The sequence below is a fragment of the Pseudomonas vanderleydeniana genome, assembly GCF_014268755.2.
GTDB classification, from domain to species: Bacteria; Pseudomonadota; Gammaproteobacteria; order Pseudomonadales; family Pseudomonadaceae; genus Aquipseudomonas; species Aquipseudomonas vanderleydeniana.
Map to the genome: position 1 here is coordinate 3,721,235 of NZ_CP077093.1, position 17,106 is coordinate 3,738,340.

Annotated in this window: 18 protein-coding genes; 6 read left to right on the forward strand and 12 right to left on the reverse strand. The window is 61.6% G+C overall.

What is annotated here, in order from left to right:
• The first annotated feature begins 2 nt into the window (after positions 1-2).
• The 4 genes from HU752_RS16815 to HU752_RS16830 all read left to right on the forward strand — a co-directional run bounded on the left by HU752_RS16815 (position 3) and on the right by HU752_RS16830 (position 4,410).
• Entirely contained in the window at positions 3-809 is an 807-nt protein-coding gene (locus HU752_RS16815; protein ID WP_186676159.1) for a hypothetical protein, read from the forward strand.
• 123 nt (positions 810-932) lie between these two features.
• Positions 933-2,117, forward strand: a complete 1,185-nt coding sequence (locus tag HU752_RS16820) for an MFS transporter (RefSeq protein ID WP_225920010.1) — start codon at positions 933-935, stop codon at positions 2,115-2,117.
• 41 nt (positions 2,118-2,158) lie between these two features.
• Positions 2,159-2,956 (forward strand): hypothetical protein, encoded by a 798-nt coding sequence (locus tag HU752_RS16825; RefSeq protein ID WP_186676157.1) that lies wholly within the window; start codon positions 2,159-2,161, stop codon positions 2,954-2,956.
• A gap of 176 nt (positions 2,957-3,132) precedes the next feature.
• The gene (locus HU752_RS16830) at positions 3,133-4,410 is read left to right on the forward strand and encodes a cytochrome P450 (protein WP_186676155.1); all 1,278 of its coding nucleotides are present in this window, start codon (positions 3,133-3,135) and stop codon (positions 4,408-4,410) included.
• Between the two features lie 11 nt (positions 4,411-4,421).
• Here the strand turns inward: HU752_RS16830 and HU752_RS16835 are convergent, their stop codons facing one another.
• The 4 genes from HU752_RS16835 to HU752_RS31920 form a co-directional block, all read right to left on the reverse strand.
• Positions 4,422-5,204, reverse strand: a complete 783-nt coding sequence (locus HU752_RS16835; protein WP_186676153.1) for a hypothetical protein — start codon at positions 5,202-5,204, stop codon at positions 4,422-4,424.
• Between the two features lie 200 nt (positions 5,205-5,404).
• Entirely contained in the window at positions 5,405-5,725 is a 321-nt protein-coding gene (locus HU752_RS16840; protein WP_186676152.1) for a hypothetical protein, read from the reverse strand.
• Positions 5,726-5,749: 24 nt separating this feature from the next.
• A complete protein-coding gene (locus HU752_RS16845; RefSeq protein WP_217838491.1) occupies positions 5,750-6,946 on the reverse strand; it encodes an IS256 family transposase in 1,197 nt (398 codons plus the stop codon).
• A gap of 99 nt (positions 6,947-7,045) precedes the next feature.
• Complete coding sequence (locus HU752_RS31920) at positions 7,046-7,180, reverse strand: hypothetical protein (RefSeq protein ID WP_264083969.1); 135 nt, start codon at positions 7,178-7,180, stop codon at positions 7,046-7,048.
• 474 nt (positions 7,181-7,654) lie between these two features.
• On the opposite strand from HU752_RS31920, the gene HU752_RS16850 reads away from it, so the two are divergent.
• Positions 7,655-8,422 (forward strand): substrate-binding periplasmic protein, encoded by a 768-nt coding sequence (locus HU752_RS16850; protein ID WP_186682976.1) that lies wholly within the window; start codon positions 7,655-7,657, stop codon positions 8,420-8,422.
• A 210-nt stretch (positions 8,423-8,632) separates the two neighbouring features.
• A complete protein-coding gene (locus tag HU752_RS16855; RefSeq protein WP_186682974.1) occupies positions 8,633-9,991 on the forward strand; it encodes a cache domain-containing protein in 1,359 nt (452 codons plus the stop codon).
• 12 nt (positions 9,992-10,003) lie between these two features.
• Here HU752_RS16855 and HU752_RS16860 read toward each other — a convergent pair whose 3' ends face one another.
• The 8 genes from HU752_RS16860 to HU752_RS16895 all read right to left on the reverse strand — a co-directional run bounded on the left by HU752_RS16860 (position 10,004) and on the right by HU752_RS16895 (position 17,093).
• Positions 10,004-10,345: a hypothetical protein gene (locus tag HU752_RS16860; protein WP_186682972.1), complete on the reverse strand. Its 342-nt coding sequence runs from the start codon at positions 10,343-10,345 to the stop codon at positions 10,004-10,006.
• 152 nt (positions 10,346-10,497) lie between these two features.
• Positions 10,498-11,805 (reverse strand): chloride channel protein, encoded by a 1,308-nt coding sequence (locus tag HU752_RS16865; RefSeq protein ID WP_186682970.1) that lies wholly within the window; start codon positions 11,803-11,805, stop codon positions 10,498-10,500.
• A gap of 155 nt (positions 11,806-11,960) precedes the next feature.
• Entirely contained in the window at positions 11,961-12,191 is a 231-nt protein-coding gene (locus HU752_RS16870) for a DUF1652 domain-containing protein (RefSeq protein WP_186682968.1), read from the reverse strand.
• A 137-nt stretch (positions 12,192-12,328) separates the two neighbouring features.
• On the reverse strand, positions 12,329-13,816 hold the full coding sequence (locus HU752_RS16875; protein WP_186682966.1) for a helix-turn-helix transcriptional regulator: 1,488 nt from the start codon (positions 13,814-13,816) through the stop codon (positions 12,329-12,331).
• Positions 13,817-13,972: 156 nt separating this feature from the next.
• Positions 13,973-14,698, reverse strand: a complete 726-nt coding sequence (locus HU752_RS16880) for an alpha/beta hydrolase (protein WP_186682964.1) — start codon at positions 14,696-14,698, stop codon at positions 13,973-13,975.
• A 46-nt stretch (positions 14,699-14,744) separates the two neighbouring features.
• Positions 14,745-15,656: a site-specific integrase gene (locus HU752_RS16885; RefSeq protein ID WP_186682985.1), complete on the reverse strand. Its 912-nt coding sequence runs from the start codon at positions 15,654-15,656 to the stop codon at positions 14,745-14,747.
• Between the two features lie 155 nt (positions 15,657-15,811).
• Positions 15,812-16,795: a purine-nucleoside phosphorylase gene (locus HU752_RS16890; protein ID WP_186682962.1), complete on the reverse strand. Its 984-nt coding sequence runs from the start codon at positions 16,793-16,795 to the stop codon at positions 15,812-15,814.
• 64 nt (positions 16,796-16,859) lie between these two features.
• The gene (locus HU752_RS16895) at positions 16,860-17,093 is read right to left on the reverse strand and encodes a DUF465 domain-containing protein (protein WP_186682960.1); all 234 of its coding nucleotides are present in this window, start codon (positions 17,091-17,093) and stop codon (positions 16,860-16,862) included.
• Positions 17,094-17,106 lie beyond the last annotated feature (13 nt).

Consider the following 17,106-nt stretch of genomic DNA (forward strand, 5'->3'; position numbering starts at 1 on the left):
CGATGTCACAGCACAACAGTACAACCGCACCGGTGTTCAGCCTGCACTACATCGCCATCGATACCGAGGCGGGGGTGACACCGGAACAGTTCGAGACCTTCGTGCGCGAAAAGGGCGTGCACATTCCCTGCTATCCGGGCTGGAGCTGGACCCTGCTGCGCGGGCTACGGGGCGAGCGGGCAGGGCAGTACCTGCTGCTGTTCGAAATCGCCAGTGCCGAGCAGCGTGACCGGTATGTCAGCGCCGATGGCAACAAGACCGAGCTGGCCCGCCAATTCTGGCGTGAGCGGTCGCAGGCCCTGGATATTCTCGGTGAATGGAAACGCTACGGTACCTACGCCGAACTGCCGACGCTTTTCACCGACTACCGGCTGCTGGCCGAGAACCGCAAGAGCACGGTAGCGCCGGGCCCACGTTACCAGGAGCGGGCAGGGCAGCCACCGATCGCCCGGGTGATCGGCATCCACAACCTGGCGCTGCGTGCGGATGTCCAGGCGCAGACGTTCGAAACCTTCATCGCCGAGAACCACCACCGTATCGAGGACTACCCGGACTGGAAGTTTCATCTGCTCAAGGGTGAGCGCGGCAATCGCCTGGACCAGTACGTGGTGATGATGGAGATCGCCAGCCTCGAGGCGCTGGATGTGTTCTACCCCGAGCCGGATATCGCCACCGACCAGGCGGCGATATTCGCCCGGGCCCATCGCGACACCAAGCAGATGTACGAGGAGTGGAAGCAGTTGGCATCGTTCTCCGGATCGCCGCAGATCTACACCGACTACCTGTCGGTGGCGCAGAGCCTGGGCTGAGCGGAGTGGGGCGGGCGAATCGTTCCGCCCGTGAATGGACGCGGTGGCCAGGATGGCCACCTTGAGGTGTTTGCGGCAACGGTACCGTTGCGGTGCCGCGCCGACCACAAAGGGGATAGCGCCTTGACGACTCAAGTGCTCGGTTCACACATGGCTGGCAACCTGCGCCAACAGCAGGCCACCCGCCGCATCTTTTTTCTCGCCGGCTTGGGCATGTCCGCCTGGGCGCCGCTGATTCCCTTCGTCAAGGCCCGGCTGGGCATCGGCGACGGCACCCTGGGCCTGCTGCTGTTCTGTATCGCCGCCGGCTCCATGCTGGTGATGCCCTTTACCGGCCGGGCGCTTGCCCGGTTCGGCTGCCGAGCCCTGATCCTGGTCTGTGCCACGCTGTTCTGCGGGGTACTGCCGTTCATGCTGTATGCCAGCGCGATACCGGAGATCGCCCTGGCGCTGTTGCTGTTTGGCGCGGTCAACGGCCTGCTCGATGTATCGATGAACGCCCAGGCAGTGATCGTCGAACGCGACAGCGGGCAAGCGAAAATGTCCGGTTTCCATGGTTTCTACAGCATTGGCAGCGTGGCCGGGGCAGGCGGTGTCAGCCTGATGCTGTGGGCGGGGCTGGAGCCTTTGCAGGCGATCCTGCTGGTGGTGCTGCTGATTGCCGTGCTGACGATGCAGGCCTGCGCGCATCTGCTGGGTCGACGGCAGCCGGAGCCAGGTGAGACTTCTGGACTGTTGCAGGCGCTGGCCCAGCCGAGCCTGCTGTTTATCGCACTGCTGTGCTTTTTCATCTTCATGATCGAAGGAGCAATGCTGGACTGGTCAGCGGTATTCCTGCACAGCGAACGTGGCATGGACAAGAGCCACGCCGGTTTCGGCTTCACCCTCTACGCACTGGCCGTAGCCCTGTGCCGGCTTGGCGGCGATCGCCTGGTCAACGCCGTAGGCCATCAACGCATGCTGGTGGCCGGTGCCGGCTGCGCCGCGCTTGGCCTGTTGCTGATCGTGTCGATCGATCTGCCGGCGGTGGCACTGGGCGGCTTCGTCCTGGCCGGCATCGGTCTTTCCAATATCGTGCCGATCCTGTTCAGCACTGCCGGCAACCACCCGCGGGTGCCCTCGGGCATGGCTCTGTCGGCCGTGACCCTGATCGGCTACAGCGGCCTGCTCAGCGGCCCGGCGCTGATCGGCCTGGTCGCCCGGCATGCCAGCCTGTCTGCAGCCTTTGCGGCCGGGGTGGTGATCATGCTGCTGGTCGGTGCCAGCGCCCGGCGTATCACAGGCAAGCAACCCAAGGCTACGCGCTGACGGTCTGTTTCGTCCAAACGTTGTCCATCAAGGGAGTCCCCATGAATCAAGAATCCACTGCGGTATTCAGCCTGCACTACATCGGCCTCAACCTGAAAAAGGGCGTAACGGCCGAGGATTTCGAGGCGTTCGTGCGCCAGCGTGGCGTTGCCATCCCGGCCTATCCCGGCTGGCGCTGGACCCTGCTCAAGGGCCTGCGCGGTGAGCGGCAGAACCAGTACCTGATGCTGTTCGAGGCGCCCAGCGCCGAACAGTACGCCCACTATATTGACAGCAACGGCGACCAGACCGCCCATGCCCGTGAGTTCTGGCAACAGCAGGACGAGGCGCTGGCACTGATCGCCGAGTGGAAAACCTTCTCGACCTATGCTGAGCTGCCAACGATCTTCTCCACCTATTCACTGCTGGCAGAAAACACCCAAAGCTCCCTGGCCGAGGGCCCCAACTATCGCGCCGCAACCAGCCAGAAACCGGTAGCGCGGGTGGTGGGCATCCATAACCTGGCGCTGCGCTCCGGGGTGTCGGCGCAAATGTTCGAGGATTTCATCACCGGCAATATCCAGCGTATCGAAGACTACCCGGGCTGGAAGTTCCACATGCTCAAGGGGCAGGGTGGTAATCGCCTGGATCAATACGCAGTGATGCTGGAGATCGAGAGCCTGGAGTCGCTCAATGCCTTCCACCCGGATCTGGACGTGTCGACGGAAAAGGCACTCACCTTCGTCCGTGAGCACCAGGAGAGCGAGCGCATGTACGAGGAATGGCGGCAACTGGCATCTTTCTCCGGTGCGCCGCAGGTGTACACCGACTACATCACCATCGCCGGGAATGGTGACTGAGCAGGCCAAGCCCCGACACCCGAATCGTTGGGTGATCGGGGCCTGAATGCATCAGAAAGCTCTTCCACAACACCCGGATCAGCGAGTTTTGAAATCATGCCCGTCCTATCGTAAGGTGACTGAACAAGCTGAAAGCGCGTAGCGCCTGAGCTGAACTTGTCGCAGCGCGAGGGACCATGCTCGAAGCCAATCCGAATTGCCCCATCCGTCGTCGGCTGGCCCATCTGCCGTGGGTCGGTGATAACCGTGCGGGCGCGCGCCACTGGCTGGAGATCCAGCGCGACCCACTGGCCTGGCTGCAGAACATGCACGCCAGGCAGCCGGACGTCGCCGTCATGCGCATGGGGCCGCAACGTGTCTGGTGCCTGTTCCATCCGCAAGCGGTGCACGAGCTGATGGTCGAGCATCGCGACGACCTGCGCCGCTGGGCACCGGCACTGTGCATGCTCAAGCAATGGAACGGGCGCAGTTTCATGATGCGTGAAGGCGAGCCGGCCCAGGCACAGCGCAAGGCGGTACGCCCGCACATCACGGCACCGGCAGCCAGTGATGTGCGCCACCTGGCCACGCAATGGGCAGAGCGGATAGAGGAGGGGCGCGAGTATGATCTCGACCTGGAGATGGCCGCGTTCAGCGCCACCCTCAGTGGTCATGCCCTGTTCGAGGTAGACCTGGAGCCTTCGGCCTACCGGATCGCCAAGGCGGTTCGCCTGTTGTCACGGGTGGCGCTGCTGGAGATGTCCACCGGACTGCCGTTGGGACACTGGTTCCCGAGCAAGCTTTGCCCGCGCAAACGCTGGGCGCTGGGACAGTTGCGGGCCGTGGTGGAGGAGGTGGCGCAGCAGTCGCCCAGGCCTCTGGTCGAGTTGCGTGATGAACTCTGTACTTTGCTGATGGCCTCGCACCAGTCGACAGGCGTCACCCTGACCTGGTGTTTGCTGCTGTTGGCGCAGCGTCCCGAACTGTGCGCACGGCTGAGAGCCGAGCTGGAACCCGTCGACTGGCCGGCCATCCGTTCGGTCAGTGACCTGCGCAACTGTCCCTTGCTGAGGGCAGTGCTACAGGAGTGCCTGCGCCTTTACCCACCGGCCTACGGCCTGGCGCCACGGCAGGTGACAGCAGACATCGAAGTGTCGGGGCATTCACTCAAGCGTGGCGACGTGGTCATGGTGTCCAGCTGGATCACCCATCGGGATGAACGCTGGTTCGAGGCGCCCCTGGAGTTTCGCCCGGAACGTTTCCTGGACTCGGCCACATGGCCGCGTGGCGCCTATTTTCCGTTCGGCCTGGGCGACCGTTCCTGCCCGGGAACAGCGATGGCGATGATCGATCTGGCGGCAGCGCTGGCTTACTGGGTGGAGCATTGGGACATTGTGCACGACGGCGAGCTGGCGCCACGGGGGTGGTTCTCCCTGCGACCGCAGCGGGCTCGGGTGCGTTTCGTTCGACGGTGAGCCAGCTGTAATCAATCTATCTTCTGGGCTTCAGTACTCTGCTGCACAACAGCCTTATCGTCCTCTTTGGCGAGCACTTCGACGCTGTATTCTTTCAAGGGAATGATCCTGGGGCGGCCATTTTCATAGAGGGCCAGCCTGGAGCCAGAGGCAGCCACCAGAAAGCCTGAGGCAACAACTTTGTCGCCGTCCTTGACCACGTAACAGTGCATTTTCGCCTGCACTGAAAGGTCGCAACCCTGAGCAAAGATCTCGCGATTGCGCTTCAAGGTTTGATCGGCACCGTAATTGCCAATGGTCCCTGGAATAAGCATGACCGGCAGCATGATGAGCGGTATCAGCATCAACACGGTCGTGATGGCTGCAGAAAGCACAACAAGCCCACTGCTGAGTGCGACGTACCGATTGCGCGTGTATTTTTCGACCGTACTCTTTATCCGAGCATTTTTTTCGAGCTTCTTGATGACCACCAGCTCAACGGAGAGCGCCAGGATGAATCCGGCGATGGACAGCCAGACAAACGGATTGCGCACGATGCCGGACCAGTTGCCAAGCGACTCGATCAGGGCCACGTAGGCGAACATGAAATAATCCCGGGCTTCAGCCTCGAACAGCCCAGAGGGAATGCCGAGACCGCGCAGATAGCGCTGCCAGTAAATCAACCCAGTGACATACGGCGCGGCATAACCGACAAAGCCAAGAAACGGCAGCGCGAGAGCCCAAGGGAATTGGCTGGTGGGCTTGGTAACAGAGACGGCAGGCGCAGCCGTATCGATCTTTTCTTCAGCGCTCATCGGAATCCTTTCGTGTGGTGGCTGATCAAGCTGAAAGCGCAGAGCGCGCCTGAGCCGAATTTGAGCAGGCGCATTCTACGTTCTAGCGAGCAGATTCTACGAGGGGCAGTGTGAGCCTCATTATCCACATATGCGATTTAACATAATATACATTATGCGTAGTTCGGTACTAGTCGTTACGACCCTATGGAGGCCAGAATTCAGCCTCCATCCATACCATGATCCAAACCTCGTCTCGCCTTCGGTGCCTCATACCGACTTCCCGCATAAGCCAGGCTGAACACCGTCGTTTTCGAATCGCTTGGAATGTCTTCGCACTCTTCATCGCCCTTGAGAACACTCCGGCTGCCAGTCGATACCTCGGTCACCCGCAAACTGGCGAAACCGTCCGTGCCGGGTTTGCCAACCGCCAGCGTACGTTTTGTTTCGCCGAAATCACCGGCGCAGAAACAATCCCATTCACCGTGGTTTTCGCTTACCACCAGGCTGATCGTGTCCCAGGACGTGGTGTAACTCATCATGGCTCTGGCCACTGAGTTTGCCGTTTAGTTGATCACGGCCGACAGCTTGGCCTGCGGATTATCGCTGACCGCCTCGAAGGCCTCCAACTGCATATAGCGCCGTTGCAGGCACCACTCGTCGTTCTGCTCCAGCAGCATCGCCCCAACCAACCGTGTAATCGCCGGATCGTTGGGGAAGATGCCCACCACTTCGGTACGCCGCTTGATCTCAGCGTTTAGCCGTTCTAGCGGGTTAGTGCTGTGCAACTGCTGTCGATGTGCCTTCGGGAAGGCCATGTGCGCCAGCACTTCATCTTCGCAACCGTCCATGAGCGTGGCGATCTTGGGGTATTTCTCACGAAGTTGTTCAGCCACCAGCCGCCATTGCTGATGGCATTCGGTTCGACTGTCCTGGGCAAACACCGTGCGCAGCAAGGCCGCTACCATGGTGCGCTGGCCCTTGCCGACATGGGCCATGGCATTGCGCATGAAGTGAACGCGACAGCGTTGCCAGGTCGCGTGGAAAACCTTGGAAACAGCGGCCTTGAGCCCTTCGTGAGCGTCAGAGATCACCAGTTTCACACCCCGCAGCCCGCGTCGCATCAGGCTTCTCAGGAAGTCCGTCCAGAACGGTTCGGCTTCCGACGGGCCAACCCGCATACCCAGCACCTCGCGCCCGCCGTTGGTGTTCACGGCCACAGCGATTATGACGGCGACCGAGACGATGCGCCCGGCCTCCCGCACCTTGACGTAGGTAGCGTCAATCCACAGGTAGGGCCAATCGCCCTCAAGCGGTCGATCAAGGAAGGCGTGGACGCGCTCATCGATCTCGCCAGCGAGCCTGGATACTTGGCTTTTCGAGATGCCGGACATGCCCATGGCCTTGACCAGTTCGTCGACCGAGCGCGTCGAAACGCCCTGGATATAGGCTTCCTGGATCACGGCTGCCATGGCCTTTTCGGCGGTGCGTCGTGGTTCGAGAAAACCGGGAAAATAGCTGCCCTGGCGCAGCTTGGGGATCTTCAGGTCAACGTCGCCAGCGCGAGTTTGCCAGAGGCGATCGCGGTAGCCGTTGCGGCTGTTTGTTCGGTCAGGGCTTTTGACGTCGAAACCGGCGCCGCACAAGCCCTCGACGTCGAACTCCATCATGCGCTGGGCAACAAACTGGATCATTTGCTTGAGCAGATCAGCGTCTGCCCCTTTCTCAACCAACTCGGTCAATGCGATAGTGGGCTTGGTCATCGTGGTTTCCTGGTGAAGGTTAAGTCCGCAAACTCAACGTTAGCCAAGAACCACGATGACCCACCTCTTTCGCCCGCAGGGCGCCTTCGGTTGGTTCAGTTACACCACTTCTAGGGACACGATCACCAGGCTGCTCATGATCTGGCGCAACCGAGAACCGTCGTTCACGTAGAGGCTCAGGGTTTCGCTGTCGCATGGATTGATCCGCGATGAACCGGTATGACGGATGCGCACGCCAAATGCCCTTAGGCTGTGTACGAAATCGCTTGAAACTTGGTTATGCGGCGTTAAAAACCAGCTCGGAATGCTCATTTACTCCAGTAAAGTCGGGCGCGACCCCAGCCGTTCCTCGCCGGTTTTTGCCTTGCCTAACCTGCATTTCAAACAATTTCGTACACAGCCTAGCCCGGGTGCCACCTGATAACGCGCGGTGTCCAGGCTCAGGCCCGAAAACATGACAGCAACAGAGCTGATCGCGGTCTCCTGATAACGATGGGCAATGATCTTATAGACTCGATACACCCTGCTTCGATTTTGGTAGCCCAGTATTTAACTCAACTAAATGGAGATTTAGTTGAGTTATCCGATACCTATTGAATTCCCCACCGAACAAAGTACCGTCCTGGTGCTCAAATGCTACGCTCAACCCATCTGCTATCAGCCAGGCCGCAACACAAAAAAACGACAGCCGAGCTTGAGATATCTGCCATGCCTTCGATCACATGCCTATCGACGCTCCGTCCCAGACTGTTCGGGCTGTGCCTTTCGCTATCGTTGTCATCGCTGGCGACCCAGGCTGCGGTGGCAGCACCCTCGCCCCTCGACCTGTTCATTCTCGATGCACCACCCCTGACCTTCGTCGACTCATCCAACGGACACGGCATCGTCGGCGAGATCGCCGTACAAGCCATCGCCAAGGCGGGTTACACGGTTCATATCCAGGCATTGCCCTGGGCCAGGTCGCAGCGCCATGTCAGTGAAAAGCAGGACCTGCTGATCGCCCCCCTGACACGTACGCCGGAGCGCGAGAATCGTTTCACCTGGATCGCGCCGATCATCAGCATGGACCGTGCCTTTTTTACTCTCGGCAAGCCGGTGACCAGCTACGAAGAGGCCAGGCAGACCTATGGGATCATTGGTGTCGGCCTGGGCAGCGCCCAGGAGGAAATCCTCCGCTCCCAGGGTTTCAGCAACGATCAGATCTATCCTCTGACCATCGGTGACAACCCTGCGCAAATGCTACTCAAGGGCCGTATCGATGCCTGGTTCAACGGTGTTCCGGAAAGCCGTTACATCTGGCCCAAGAACTCCGATCGCACACTGTTCATGAGTCCGGTCCTGAATACGGCGGACATCTATCTAGCCTGCTCCAGGCAGTGCTCCGACGAACTGGTGAAGAACCTGCGTACAGCCGTTGAGTCACTACGCGCCGATGGCACCCTGGAGCGGCTGAAAAACCAGTACATGCCAGAATAATCCGGAACTGAAACGCATCGGTCTTCCCTTCCCTCCTCCCTTTGCCCTTCCTTGAAAAATCGTCTGCAGGCCGCTTTCTTCGTAAACACCTTGTGCCCGCAATGCGGAAATGGCCCAATGTAGTTGTCCGACGTCTCAGGCGAATTCGTAGGACTACGTATGCGAACACTACGAATGGCCTGAAAGCCCATGAGCCGGATAGGAGCCCAGATGCAGCTCAAGCACAAAATCGTCGCTCTCGGGATTCTGCCGTTGGCGTTGGCGATCGCGGTGATCTGCGCCCTGGTGATTTCCCTCAACCGCCAACTGGGTGATCAGCAGGCCCAACTGATTCAAAGCAGCATCCTGGCCAGCAGACAGGCCGAACTCAAGAACTACGTCGCCTTGGCACAAAGCCTGATTGCCCCGTTGTACGACGATGGCAAGGGTGACGAGCACGCCCGTGCGCAGGTGTTGCAGCTATTGCAAAAGCTCAGTTTCGGTGCCGATGGCTACTTTTTCGTCTATGACCGCGACGGGCGCAACCTGATGCACTCCCGCCAGTCGGAGCTGGTCGGCCAGGACCTGTGGGACATGAAGGATCCGCACGGCCTGGCGGTGATCCAGGCCCTGCTGAAAACCGCTCAATCCGGTGGAGGCTTCCAGCGTTACGCCTGGAACAAGCCGTCTACCGGTGAAATCACCGACAAACTCTCCTATGTGGTGACGCTCGATCGCTGGGGCTGGATACTCGGCACCGGCATCTACCAGGAGGATGTCGAGCGCTTCACCCAGCAGGCCCGCGACGAAGTGGCCCGTGGTATCCACCAGACGATGCTGGAGATAGCCCTGGTGGCGCTGGTTGCGGTATGGCTGGTATTCGCCGGCGGCATGACCCTCAACTTCAGCGAGCAGCGCCTGGCCGACCGCAAGCTGCGTCACCTGACGCGGCGCATCATCAGCCTGCAGGAGGAAGAACGCACACGCATTGCGCGTGAACTTCACGACGGGATCAGCCAGCTACTGGTGTCGATCAAGTTCAAGTTCGAGCTGGCGACCCATGTGCTGGAGAAACAGCAGTACGACAAGGGGTTGAATCTGCTGAAGGACGCGACCGAACGCATGGGCGAAGCGATTGGCGAGGTGCGCAGCCTGTCCCACGACTTGCGATCGTCGCTGCTCGACAGCCTGGGCCTGCCGGCGGCGATCGGTCATCTCGCGGCGGAGTTCGAGCAGCGCACGGGGCTGCAGGTGAGCTGCAGCGTCGACGCGTTCGAGGGTCGCCTGAGCGACGCCGTGGCCGTGTCGCTGTTCCGTATCGTCCAGGAGGGCCTGGCCAATATCGAGCGACATGCCCGGGCCAGGAACGTCTCGATCATGCTGCGCAGCGACGACACCTCCATCCGCCTGACGATGGTCGACGACGGCACCGGATTCGATATAGCCGAGGTCACGCGCCGCCAGGCAGGCATCGGCCTGCGCAATATCCGTGAACGGGTCGAGCAGTTCGGCGGGCGCCTCGAACTGACATCGGTACCGGGTAGAAGTGAGCTCGATGTGCTGTTGCCCGCGCGTCAGCCAGGGGGATAAGGTCGCGCCCTGTTACAGGCAGTCCTGCGCGGCACGTTCGAAGGGCGACGCCTTGAAGGTCGACGCCAGCAGTTGACGCTCATAAATGAAGACCTTGCCGCCGGTCGGTGCCTTGTAGGCTTCCAGCACGTTGTCAGCGGCGAACTTGCTGGCGACAACGATCTTGTAATGTCGCTGGCTTTGGGAAACTGTCGGCGCGAGCGCATTTTTCTGCAATTTAGGCACGACGCACTCGGTGTACTCTTCTGGTGTCTTGCTGGTCTGCAGGGTCAGCGTCGGATCGTTGGGAGCTGAAGCACAGCCCTGGATCAACAAGGCGGCGAAGGCCAGAACGGGAAGTAGTAAGCGGCGCATGAGCAAATCCTGGAAAAGACACTGTTCGTTGGAATGGTGGCAATTTTCCGGTTTACCCCGTCAAAACGGAACTTGCGATTCTCGATGTTCACTATTACTGGAACCGATAGTTCAGTGCCCTTCCCTCCCTTTGCAGTGATCCATATCGTGGTTCAGCGCTTCGCCTCGGCCAGCGTCGCGCACAGGCGGCTCACGCAAACCGATCCGACTACGGCGAGGATGATCGGCACGAGGAAGTCGTGCTCGATGCGGGTGAATTCGACCACCAGCACGATGGCGGTGATCGGCATGCTCATCGAGGCGGCAAGGAACGCCGCAGCGCCCACGATGGCAAATGCCCCCAATGGGATACCCGGCCAGGCCAGGCTCCACAGCCCGCCAAGGATGATTGCCAGCAACGCGCCAATCGCCAACCCCGGGGTCAACAGGCCACCTTCGGCACCGGCGCGCAGGCTGCTGCTGGTCACCAGCACCTTCACCACCAGCAGCAACGCCGCCAATCCAATGCTCAGTTCACTGTCGAAACCCAGTTGCGCGGGGCCCTTGCCGTTGCCCAGCACCTGGGGCAGATAGATCGCGATACAGCCGATCAGGGTGAAGTTGATCAGCGATAGCACCGGCAACTGCCAGCCCCGTGCTGCGTGGGTTCGGGCCTGCCCGGTCAGGCGCAGGAAACTGTGGGCCGCCAGGCCGAACACGGGCCCGGCCAGCAGCGCCCAGGCCAACAGTCCGGGACTGAGCGGCAAGGCCGGGACCACGTACTGCACCTCGGCCCCCAGACCGATCCAGGCGACACAGGCCCCAATCGCCGAAGTCGCCAGGGCCATGATCGCCGCCGGCCAGCTAAAACTGCCGACCAGCACTTCCAGCACGAAGATCGCCCCGCCCAGCGGCACGTTGTAGACCGCCGCCAACCCGGCGCCCGCGCCACAGGCGATCATCAACCGCTGGGTCTCGGCCGGCAGGCCAGCCTTGCGCGACAGCCAGGTCCCCACCAGTGCACCCACCTCGCGCGGCGCCACCTCGCGTCCAAGGGGCGAGCCCAGGGCAACCGTGACGATCTGCAGCAAGGCGTGGGCCAGCGTGGTTTTCATTGGCATCAGCGCACCACCCGGGGCCACGGCTTTCTTGATACTCACCAAGGGCCGGCCGAAGCGATAGACCAGCCACCAACCGAAACCGGCCACCAGCCCACAGAGTGCGAGTACCAGGACCCTGCGTTCGGCAGAGGCGCTGCTGACGCCGATCAGGAAGCTTTCATGATTGCTCAGGCCGTCCTGGCCGTAGCCATAGGCGAGATGCTGAATGCCGTGCAGCAACATGGCCAGCAGCATGCCGCCCAGTCCTGCGCCGATACCGGTGAAGATAACGACCGCAGCCAGAACCAGCGCCTGGCGTATTTTCGAGGCGTCCTGCGGCCTCGCCTCCTGCTCCTGTAGCCGCTGCTGCACCAAAGCCATTCGAATCCCCGCACTGTCGACCGCGCTCGATGCGCCTGGCCCCCAGTATGTAACCTTGGGGCAATGGTGCAAATGCCGCAGGGGGTCGAGTCAGGCGGGGTTCAGGAAAGCGCGGGAAGCATTGCTGCAAACGGACAGGCTCACCGCACTCCAGGTTATGTATCCAGGCGTCGTAGCGCGTTGAACGCCAGCTCATCACGCAGTTCCGCGAGCAGACGCAACGCGTCCTCCCGTTGGCGCAGGCCAGCCAGGGCAATCCCCGCCACCATCAGGTCGACACGACCGGTTTCCCGGTCATAGACCCGCACGCTCAGCGAGGCATCACCCAACACACAGTCACAGGCCAGCGGCGCGAAGCCCTGTTCGAGCAGCACGCGTAGATCCATTAAAGAAAACACCAGCGAAGTCCTTCAGCAGGTTGGCTGCGAATCGGGCAAAAGGCCCGATCACCCTGTCTCCATGTTGAGACGCCAGCCCTGCCGAAGAAACCCGAATATGAGTTAGTGGCACTAGTGCATTTGCACTATTCGCCCTGGGAACGGGTCCCATACAACCCACGCTCACGGGCCCAGACGATCGCCTCGCTGCGACTGTGCACATCGAGCTTGGAATACACCGTCGCCACGTGATTGCGCACGGTGTTCGGCGCCAGCTTCAGGCGCGCGGCGATCTCCTTGTCAGCCAGGCCTTCGCAGATCAGTTCCAGTACATCGCGCTCGCGCGGCGTCAGGTCGGCCAGGGACAAGCCGGGCAGTTTGCGGGCACTGACATTCTTCACCGTCGCCAGCTTCTCGATCAGCTTCTGGCTGAACCAGGAGGTGTCCTGCATCGCCGCCTCGATGGCCGCCACCAGTTCCAGTTCGGAGCGCTTGCGTTCGGTGATGTTCATCAGCACCAGCAGATAGCAGGGTTCGTCCTGGATCTGCACGCTGTCGGCGGACAAGGCACAATCGATCAGCTCGCCATCCTTGCGGCGAACCCTCAGGTCCAGGTTTTCCAGTCGACCGGCTTTCGCCAGGGCAACAAATACCTGCTCACAGAACCTGCTGTCCTCGAACAGACCGATCTCGTCGAGCCGCATGCCGATCAATTCCTGTGCCGGGTAGCCGGTGGTGCCGAGCAAGGCCTCGTTGACGTCCAGCAACTGGCGACTGGCCACGCCACAGAGCAGGGTCGGCGCCGGGGCCAGACGGAATGCCTTGGCGAAACGTTCCTCGCTCTGGCGCAGGGCGGTTTCGGCGCGACGGCGCGGCTCCAGGTCCATGAAGGTGAACAGCATGCAGTCCTGCTCGTTGATGTCGAGCGGCTGGCCGGCCACGATCACCAGCTTGCTGCCCCCGTCCGCGAGTTTCAGCTCGGCCTGCATCTGCGGAATGGTCGCGCCCTCCCCCAGCCGCTGGATCGCCAGCTCGCGACGCTCGGCATCTTCCAGCACGTCGAGTTCGTAGACCGAACGACCGATCACCTGGTCGCGGCTGTAGCCGGTCATTTCGAGGAACCCCTGGTTGACCTTGATGTAGCGCAGGTCGCTGAGCCGGCAGATCACCGCCGGCGCCGGGTTGGCGCCAAAGGCCTTTTCGAAACGTTGCTCGGCGCTGGCCAGCTCCGTGGCGTCACTGATGATCAGCACCAGGGACTCCGGCTCGCCGGCACGGTCGGTGAGAATCATGCTGCGGATGTTGTGCACCCGGGTGCGCTCCGGCTCAGCCTGGGCGGTGACTTCGACGACCAGGTCACTGAAGGTCTCGCCATTGGCGACACGGGCGATCGGATAGCTGTCCGCTTCCAGCAGGTGGTGGTTGCGATAACGCAGGGTGAAGCGTTCGCGATACTGCTCGGCATTCGCGCCCAACTCGCCGACCTCGCTGACACCGTGCATGGCCAGCGCGGCCTCGTTGGCCCAGAGAATTCCCTGGTCGACCTCGATCAGGATCACGCCGTCGGACAGGCCGGCGATGATCTGTTGCAGTTGGCGGCGGTTGGTTTCGGTGGCTAGGACATCTTGGCTCATTGTTTCTCCCGAGGTGTCTGAGGACGCAAAGGCCGGCGTTTGCTCCGGCCGTTGAAACGTCTGACATCCTCGAAATGTGCAAGTGCCTAAAAATTCGGCAGTTGCTCGCAAGACCTGCGACGCCCACCAGGGACCAGGCCGTACGCAAACTCTCCGTCAGGGCTTGAGCGAGGTGGCGATCCAGTTCGCCAGGTCGGTGACCTCGGTAGCACTTATGGTATGTACCACACCGGGGTATGAATGAAACTGCGGCTCGATGGACAGGCTCTTGAGGTAGGCCAAGGCATCGGTGGCGCCAGCATAGGGCACCTGCGGGTCGGCGGTGCCATGGCCGATGAAGACGCCCAGGCGCCGGTAGCTCGATTGTGGCTTGACCTCGGTACGTACCAGCGGCAACAAACGCCCGCTCAACGCGGCGATGCCGTGCAGCACTTGCGGATGCCGCAAGGCCACCTCGTAGGTCATCATCGCGCCCTGACTGAAGCCGACCAGGAACACCTTGTCCGGCTGGGTGTGATACTTCGCGGTCACCCGCTGGATGAAGTCGGTCACCGCCTCGGCGCTGAGCTTGAGATCATCGCTGTTGCCGTCGTATTGCGCCGAGTCGGTGCGCTTGTGGAACCACTGGTAGCCACCGGAACTCAACTCCAGTCGGCCGCGTACCGACAGCACGGTGTAGTTTTGCGGCAGGCTCTCGCGGATGCCGAACAGGTCCTCCTCGTTACTGCCGTAGCCATGGAGAAAGATCACCAGAGGCTGATCGCGGGTATCGGCTTCAGCCTGTTCCAGGTAGGTCAGTGGCATGTCGGCCAGCAGCTCGGGCTCGGCAGCCTGGGCCAGGGAACAGCTCAGCATCAGTGCAAGGGCCAGGGGTTTGAACATGGTCGATCCTTTCGGGTAATCGCGCGGTGAGGCCTGGGAGCCGTCATCAGAGCAGGAAACGGTCGGTCACGTTGCGTCGCTCGTTGTCGTCGCGCATGTCGTAGCCGGCCGTCGTGGCAATATTGGCGTGGTGCGCCAGCTTCTGGGCAATCGACACATCGTACTCTTCGATCACCCGGGTGATAAAGGAACGCCGGAAGTCATGAGGCATGATCTCGACCCCGACCTGTCGACCGCGCTTCTTGGCAATGTAGTAGATCGCGTGCTTGGTCAGCCGCTCGCGGGTGATGTGATGGCCGCGACGGATCCGGTTGAACAGGAACGTGTCGTCGACCACACCCTCGGGCAGTTGCTCGCGACGAAAACGCAGCCAGGCCTCGAGTTTGTCGAAGGCCCAGGCTGGCGCGAACTTGACCAGTTCGCGGTTGCCCTTGCCGATCACCCGCAGGCTGCGCTCGGCGACATTGACGTGGCGCAGCTCGATATCCACCGACTCGGACTTGCGCATGCCGGTGCCATAGAGGATCGCGATGATCGCCGCATCGCGCAGCCCCTGCGGCCGTGGGTCGGCGGCACAGGCCTCCATCAGGTCGCGAATCAGGGTACGCCGCAAATTACGTCCCGGACTCAGGCGCGAACCACCCGCTGCCTTGACCGCGCGGATCTTCATCAACTGCTCGGGGGTGATCAGGTCCTGCTGCCAGGCCTGGTTCATCACGCCGCGAATGGCATTGACGTACAGCGACGAAGTGTTGGGGGCGAAACCATCCTCGCGCAGGGCCGCCACCAGGGCGGTGAGATGGGCCGGTTGCAGCAGGTGCCAGGCAATCTCGTCGATCGGCGTGTCCTCCAGGCCCAGGCGATCGGCGGCGTCCTGCAGCACATAGCGCATGGTCTGGCGACTGGAGGGCGCCAGGCGGGCCAGGTACAGCGTGACCGGCGCCAGCGCCTGGGCCAGAACGCCGGGCGTGGTAATCGGGGATGGAGAAGACAAGACCTGCACTCGAACGGAATGTGAGGTCGTCACTATAACGCAACTGGATGGATATACAGATCCTGTATCGCTGTTCGCGGATGAACCGGAACACCCGATACAGGCCCCGCGAATCTGCCTCAGGCCCCGGGAACACCCCGCTCCCACTGCGCCCAGTTGCCAATGATCTCCTGCACCAGCGTGTTGCCCACGCGGTACAGGTTCTCCAGCGCCGGAGCGAATCCGCCCTGCTCTGCATAGTTGAGCAGGTTGTCGGCGTCGCTGTAGCCCGGGTAAGGTCGATCGAAGTTCGAGCCCGCACGCAGGACCGCCAGCCGATCGATGTCCACCAGGCCGGCTCTTGCCGCACGCGACAGGGCTTCGTAGGTCGAGTTGTCTTCCTGCTGGGTGTTGCAATAGACCCCGGCGCCATCGGTCAGCAGCCGGGTCCAGGCCTCGGCCCGCTCGCCCAGGCGCGTGCCGGAGAACCAGGTGCAGCTGGCGACGGTATCGCCACAGATCACCTGCGGCGGCTGGTTGGCCGGTGCATGGGGGTAGTTCGTCCGCCAGGCCGCCGACTCGGCACTTTCACTCAGGGCAACGTGGCGGGTCAAGGCATGGGCCCTGGCCTGCAGCTTGGCGTTGAGTTCGAAAACCTCGGTACGGTAATCCAGCGGTGGTTTTTCGTTCGGTCCCCGGGTATTGATGCCGAGGTAGCCGCTCGGCCAATCCTGCGGTGCGTCACGCGAGTCGAGCGCCCACTGGGTACCGAAGTCCACCAGGTAGCGTGCCCAGGCCGCTGTGCCGAGGGTACCGCGGTGCGGATTGATCCCGGCGATGCCGGCAATCAGGAAATAGGACTGGCGCAGGTCGAACTGTGTCGACAAGGCCAAGGCCAGGGTCGAGGTCGCCGCATTGGTCTGGCCCATGCCGGTGACCAGCAGGCAGACACCCTGCTCGTTACAGAGAATGTTCGGGTAGTCGGCACTCAATCCCGGCAACGGGATTTCACGATTGAAAGCCAGGCGCTCGATCCAGGCCTGGGCTTCGGGCGCGAACATGGTGATCAGCACGACCTTGGGCCGGATCGGCTCCCCGGCCGTGGACGGCATCAACGAAGACATGGAAACTCCATTCAAAGTGCCGCGGGCTCTGCTGCCCGCAGCACGGCTCAAGCGGCTTGCCGAATCAATGCGGCTGTTCGAGCTGGCGGACGATCTTGTCCTTGACCAGCAGACGCTTCTCCTTGAGTTTCCTCACATCGTCATCCTCTGCCAGCGCGGCTTCAGCGGCCAGTACCTGTTTGTCGATCTCGTCGTACTCGTTGAGCAGATGGTTGAGCTTGCTGTCCTGGGCACTGCGCTCAGTGACCTGCTCCCGGGTCAAATGCAAATCTGCGAACAAGTCGTGCTTAACTGGCATATCTTCACCTCGT